Annotated in this window: 6 protein-coding genes; all 6 read right to left on the bottom strand. The window is 57.3% G+C overall.

Features of this window, described 5'->3' with window-relative positions:
* On the bottom strand, positions 1-946 hold a 946-nt coding region (locus tag EOA27_RS16760), incomplete at its 3' end, for a response regulator (RefSeq protein ID WP_210214151.1).
* Between the two features lie 25 nt (positions 947-971).
* Complete coding sequence (locus EOA27_RS16755; protein ID WP_126079523.1) at positions 972-1,361, bottom strand: Hpt domain-containing protein; 390 nt, start codon at positions 1,359-1,361, stop codon at positions 972-974.
* Between the two features lie 96 nt (positions 1,362-1,457).
* Positions 1,458-2,318 carry a transporter substrate-binding domain-containing protein gene (locus EOA27_RS16750; protein WP_189343275.1) on the bottom strand — a complete coding sequence of 287 codons (861 nt, stop codon included), beginning with the start codon at positions 2,316-2,318 and terminating at the stop codon, positions 1,458-1,460.
* Between the two features lie 229 nt (positions 2,319-2,547).
* Positions 2,548-3,198 (bottom strand): transporter substrate-binding domain-containing protein, encoded by a 651-nt coding sequence (locus tag EOA27_RS16740; RefSeq protein WP_189343277.1) that lies wholly within the window; start codon positions 3,196-3,198, stop codon positions 2,548-2,550.
* Between the two features lie 257 nt (positions 3,199-3,455).
* Complete coding sequence (locus tag EOA27_RS16735; RefSeq protein ID WP_245467352.1) at positions 3,456-4,280, bottom strand: transporter substrate-binding domain-containing protein; 825 nt, start codon at positions 4,278-4,280, stop codon at positions 3,456-3,458.
* A 40-nt stretch (positions 4,281-4,320) separates the two neighbouring features.
* Positions 4,321-6,513: response regulator (locus EOA27_RS16730; RefSeq protein WP_127256725.1), on the bottom strand; the 2,193-nt coding region annotated here is incomplete at its 5' end.

Genomic DNA, 6,513 nt, shown 5'->3' with positions numbered 1-6,513 from the left:
GGCCAAGGCCCAATCCGAGGAAACGCTTAACATTTGGCGCCTCGGTCCGCATAACCGCCGCGAACAGAAAAACGACGAAACCCTCAAGGACAATGACGATAGAGACAATGAAGGCGGGAAGCCTGCTGGCCATCCAGTAAACCAGCACCTGATTTATCACGGAGCTGATAAGCGCGAGGAGCAGGATGAAGATCCAGTCAGTGCGTGTGAGGCCCTTCAAATTCGGCATGGTCTTGCGGTTCACGCTGATGCCGATGCAGACGGCAGCGCCGATAGTATCGATGAGCAAGGCCAATCCCACTGGATGCGCCTCAATGATCGAGGCCATCTTCGAGAGCGGCACGACTAGGCCCCACAGGCCGCCGCACGCCAACAGCAGCAGGCCCCCACGGAAGGTGCGGATGTTCTGTCGCAACTTGCGTTCGCGCTCGTAAACCTTCTGGGCCATCGTCGAAAACACAGTGGCGAGCTTGCCCAGACCATCCGTCCGGCTTGCCACGTCCTGGATGCCCAGCTTTGAGGGGTTGAACCGCCCTGACTCCAGGGTCGCAGCCGCCCTTGTCAACTTGGTGACTTGGCGCAGATACTCCTTCTCGATGTCGCGAAGCCTCTTCTTTTCGATGCAGGTAGCAACCCGCGCCTTGAGAAGGGCGAGTTCGAAGTCCTTGGGCAAGAAGTCCTCGGCGCCGAGCTCGATGGCATGGACGACGCTGTTCATCTCCTCGTCGAGCGCGGAAATGACGATGACCGGCAGGTCCCGTGTCTTGGCTGACGACTTCAGCCTTTTGAGCACCTCGAAGCCGTCCATTTCCGGCATCATGATATCAAGCAGTACGAGGTCGAACGGAGCGCCAGCGGTCTGATCGAGAGCGGCCGCACCGCTCTCCACTGCCACCGCTTCGTGACCGAGGGTCTCGACCGCTTTCTTCAGCTTGATCCTCACCATCGCGGAGTCGTCGACAACGAGAATCCTACCGAAGCTGCTCATAACTATCCCCAAGGTGAAAAATGTCTTGAAGCTCCGCCACCGCCGAGTTGAAAGCGCGTCTCGCGTTCTCGATATCTACCACGTCGGGCGGCTCACCCTTCGCGCATCGGGCTTCGATACCGGCGCAGACTTCGGCTAGCTCGGTTGCTCCCATGTCTCTTGCATTGGATTTCATGGAGTGCGCGGCCCGGCGCGTCGCGGGCAAATCGGAGGTCGACCCGGATTTTGCCAGGGTCTCCATGATCGACGGTCCCTCGTCGAGGAACGAACTGACGAGTTCGACCACGTCGGATTCTTCGCCACCGACGAGTTCCCGCAGCTTGTCCAGTGCTCGCCTGTCGATTGCCAAAACATCCCCGAAGCGCAGCGCCACTTGTAAAGTTCATGCGGGCGCTTGCGGGGTGAGTCTGGTATGACCCTCGCCCGATTGTCAACGGGCCCGTACTGCCTCGCAATCACCCCAACTCCACTATTCGTGGGAAGTGAGATCGAAATCGTACCACTTCATGGAGATTGTTTTCAGGGTTCCATCGGCATGCATTTCGTCAACGGTCTTCTTGATGAGTGCCGCGAACTCATTGTCGCCCGGCAAGATCGCCACGCCATGGGGCACGCGATAGAGCGGCTGGCCGACTATCTTGAACGGCTTGCCCTCCTTGATAAGCGCCATGACTGCCGGGAGGAGATTGACCAACCCGTCGATCTCGGCTCCGTCGCCCTTCTCCAAGGCGGCGTACACGTCCTCTTCATGTTCATATGAAACGGTCACCGGATCGTCGATTTTGTAGATGAAATCAGGGACTCCAACGATCCCAGGCGGCACCTTCTTCAGGTAGTTCTCGTATTGCGAACCGGCCAGCGCCCCTATCCGCTTGCGGCTTGCATCGGCCGGCGTACGGATCGTCGTATTATCCCGATGAACGGCCAGCACGCCGATGCCATAATGATATGTTGCCGGGAAAGCGATGTGCTCGGCGCGTTTCTTGGTCGGTGTCATCCCGCCAACGACAATGTCGTATTTCCCCTGCCAATTCCCCGAGACCTGTTCATCCCACGTTATGATGGAACCATCCGGGTTGGTCACGTATTCGACCTTGACTCCCATCCGCCGTGCGACCTCACGCAATACCTCGACGTCGAACCCGTCATATTCGCCCTTCTCGTTCTTGATGACCTGTGGCGGCCAGATGTCCGGGGCTGGAGAACGCAGGGTTCCGGTCGACCGGATGTGGTCGAGCACCTCACCTGCCAGGCTGTGGTCCGCAAGTGGAACCGATAAGGCCGCCCAGGCAATTGCGATGGCAATAAGAAGGCGCTTCACAGGATGCATTCTCACCTCCATCGTAGAAGTATTCGGCAAACCCTAGCCGTTCAGGGAGTTATCATATCGTATTGATACCACTTCAGTGAAAGTTCCATCAGAGTACCGTCGGAGCGCATTTCATCGATAGTCTTCTTCACCAGCGTGCCAAATTCCTCGTCGCCCGGCACAATGGCGATACATGAGGGTGCTCTATACAACGGTTGGCCGACAATTTTTATGGGCCTTCCCTGCTTGATTAACTCAGAATAACTGGAAGGGTGTTTATCGTACCATCTATCTTCCCGTCCGAGACAGCGTCATACGCGCCTTCCTCGTGATCAAACTCGACGATTACAGGATCGCCTATTGGGTACGTGATCGGCGGCATTCCAAGAATACCGAAGTCTTCTCTCTCCAAGTACTTTTCGTGAACCGAAGCCTTCAGCACGCCAATCCGCTTTCCACTGGCATCGGCCGGGGTCTTGATTTGGCTGTTGCTCTGATTGACAGCAAGGACACCCATTCCATACCGGTAAATGGCAGGAAACGAGAGATGTTCGGCTCGCTCTGCAGTAGGCGACATGCCACCTACGACTATGTCGTACTTGCCCTGCCACTGGCCAGAGGTTTGCTCCTTCCACGTGATGACGGAGCCGTCAGAGTTTTTGACGTATTCGACTTTGGCACCTATGCGGCGGCCGATCTCTCGCAATACCTCCACATCATACCCGTCGATTTCACCATTTGGCTGCTGGATGACGGCCGGAGGCCAGATGTCTGGAAACGGAGCGCGGAGAATCCCCGTTGCTCGGATGCGGTCGAGTGCCTCACCCGCCACGCTGAACCCTGCGAGTGGAACCGACAAAACCGCCCAAGCAATGGCGACTGCAACGAGAAACCGTGTCACTGGGTTCACCCCCCTGGAGTATTTATGCACCGGGTCTGCGAGGTAGGTCGGCCTCGGCTACCGCCCCGGTCAAGGCAATCACCTTTTGGAATCCTCTAGCAATCGTATCGCATCGGCCGTAATTTAGCGATAGCGCATATTCGCTCGGCACGCATGTCGAGCATCCACGGGGCAGGCCAACACGGCCCTCGGCCTCTTGAGCAAATGTCGAGAATGTCTGACGAGCAATCGCCGGCGGCGGCGCTGATGAGCGCGGCTCATCGCGCCGTCGTGTCAATTCCGAACCACTTCAGAGAAATGAACTTAAGCATTCCATCCTCCCGAAGTCGATCGATGGCTCCCTTCAGTTCGGCAGCGAACTCTGGATCGCCCTTCTCAATGGCGATTGCGGTCGGCGTATAGAGCAGCGGCTGACCGATAATCTTGATCGGACGACCCCTTCCGATCTCACTCATGAGTGTGGACAGCGAGTCCACAATGCCATCCAGTTCTACACCATTGCCCTTTGCGAGCGACTCGTAGCCACCTTCGCTTGTCTCGAACGGCACGACGACAGGCCGGTCAATCTGATATTTGATCGGCGGAATATCAAGAATATCGAATGGCTCGCGGGTCAGATATTTTTCATATTCGGAGGACCTCACCGCTCCGATTCTCTTCCCGCTCGCGTCGGCAGGCGTTCGAATTGTCGTGTTGTCACGATGTACCGCCAGCGAACCAAGGCCGAAGGCATAAACGGCAGGAAAGTCCAGTTTTTCCGCGCGCTGTTTCGTTGGGGTTACGCTCGGAGAGACGTCCCATGCGCCCTGCCACCTTCCAGATATAACGGCGGAAAATTCCGCCACCTCAAAACGGACTTCGACGCCAAGCCGCCGTGCAACTCCCGTCAGGACGTCGACATCAAATCCATCGAAGCTGCCGTCGTCCTTGCGCCAGGAGAAGGGTGGCCACGCCGGATCTACCGCTACCACCAGAACCGCTTTTTGCCTGACTCGATCGAGGACGGGGCCGGCAGAGCCGGGCATTGACAATGCACATAAGAGAAGCAACGAAACCGTTGCAATTGACATCCGCGACAGCATCGACACGATCTCGTTCCTTTTTGATTGGTCTTCCGGGGATTCACCCGGTTTCGCCAGGTCCATTAGACAAGTTGTTGGAGCGTTGTCCGCTGACCAATACCGCTCTTTTGAGTGATGCCACGAGCTCCTCGACGCGCAATGGCTTGCTGAGGTAATCATCCATCCCTGCATCCAGATATCGCTCGCGGTCGCCCGCCATCGCATTGGCAGTGAGAGCTACGATGTAAGGTTGGCGTTGCTCGCGGGAACCGGATGCACGGATCAGCCTTGTCGCCTTGACGCCATCCATATCCGGCATCTCGATGTCCATCAGAATGATGTCATGCCGCCCTTCGGCATATGAGGAAATTGCCGACTGTCCGTCTCCCGCCAGCTCCGCCCTGTAACCTAGTCGCTCGAGCACCTTGAAGCCCAGCTTTCGATTGGTGGCGTTGTCATCAACCAGCAGGATGCGAAGCGGAAACTTGGCTGCCATCGCGCTATCAAGAACAGGACTCTTCGGCTGATCGGGTTTGGCGAAGCGCGTGGGAGCCCCGGCAAAGACCGCCATGAAAGCATTAAGAAGAGGCGATGGCTTGATCGGCTTGGAAAGCACCGCCGCGAAGTTGACTCCTTCCATCTCCATCTTCTTCTGTTCGGAGATGGGTACCATTGAGCTCAGCAACACCAGCGGAATGCTGCCTTTGTCACCGAGTGCGCGTATTCCCCTCGCCAGTTCAATGCCGTCCATATCGGGCATGTTCATATCGAGCACGATGACATCAAAGGTTTCGCCGTCTGCAATCATGCGAATGGCGTCAGAAGGGGACCCGGTTGCATACGGAATCATGCCCCAGGCCTGCGCCTGCAGGGACATTATGCGGCGGTTCGTTGCATTATCGTCGACAAACAGCAGTCTCCGGCCGGTCAGTTCAACCTTGGCCAGCGACATCTGAGCCCGTTTGGGAGCCGGGGCAGTTGGAGCGCGGATCGTGAAGAAGAAGGTTGTGCCCGTGCCCTCGACGCTTTCCACCCACACCTCGCCTCCCATGAGTTCTACGAGGTGCTTGCTGATCGCGAGGCCAAGTCCGGTCCCGCCGTAGCGCCGGGTCGTCGATGCATCGACCTGGCTGAACGACTTGAACAAGCGGTCCATTCGATCCTTGGGTATGCCGATCCCCGTGTCCCGCACCGCGAACTGCAACATGCACGGGGCCGCCTGATCTTGGCTTTGTGACCCACCCGTCTCTGCGGCTCCGAGTGAAACCTTCATTGCTGAAAGTACAATTTCTCCCCGGTCGGTGAACTTGACGGCATTGTTGAGGAGATTGATTAGAACTTGCCGCAACCTGGTATTGTCCGCGACAATTCCTTCGGGGGTTCCGGGTTCCACCACATACCCCAAGTCCAGCCCCTTCTCCGCTGTTTTTGGGGCGATCAGGTCAATCGCACTCTCAAGGCATTCGCGCAGTTCAAACGGCTTGGGATCAAGCTCCAGCTTGCCGGCTTCAACCTTTGAGAAGTCCAGTATGTCATTGATGATCGTCAGAAGTGCCTCTGCGCTGCTGTTGATCGTCTCGCCGATTTCCCGTTGCTCCTGGTCGAGCTTGGTGGAGAGCAGCAAGTTGCTCATGCCGATAACGCCGTTCATGGGCGTGCGGATTTCGTGGCTCATGGTAGCTAGGAAGGTGCTCTTGGCCTCATTGGCGGCCTCGGCGGCTTCCTTGGCCTGCTGTAGCGCTAGCGACAGCTGCTTGAGCTCGGTGAACAGCTGTGCGTTGTGAAGCGCAGCACCTGCATTGGCGGCGATAGTCGAAAGCAAGCGAAGCGAGTTGTCGTTGAACATGCCCTCCCGCGCTGTGCTTTGCACGCTGATCACACCCATGGTGCCAAGCCCTGTCTTGATCGGAACGCCCAGATAGGAAAGGGCATCCCTGCCGACGGGAGTCGCTCCGATTTCGACGCTGCGCTCGTTTACGTCCTGGTTGATGAGCAGCGGCTCGCCGGTCTCGATGATCTTGCTTGTCAGACCTTCGCCGAGGGTGAGAGTGGTGAAAGACTCGCCGAATTGGTAAGGAAAATGAATGAGGTTGGTTTTCGGGTCGAGCAGCGCCACATACACGATGTCGGCCTGAAAAATATCGCGCATCTGGTTGCCGATCAGCCGGATGGTGCTATCGAATTCGGCTTCCGCGATGAGCGCCTCGCTGACCTTGCTGATCGCACCCAGCTCGGCTGCCCGATCCTCGGTTTC

This window comes from Mesorhizobium sp. M2A.F.Ca.ET.037.01.1.1 (assembly GCF_003998075.1).
GTDB lineage: Bacteria > Pseudomonadota > Alphaproteobacteria > Rhizobiales > Rhizobiaceae > Mesorhizobium.
The sequence above is the reverse complement of the archived record's forward strand: the minus strand, read 5'-3'. Positions and strand labels throughout refer to the sequence as shown.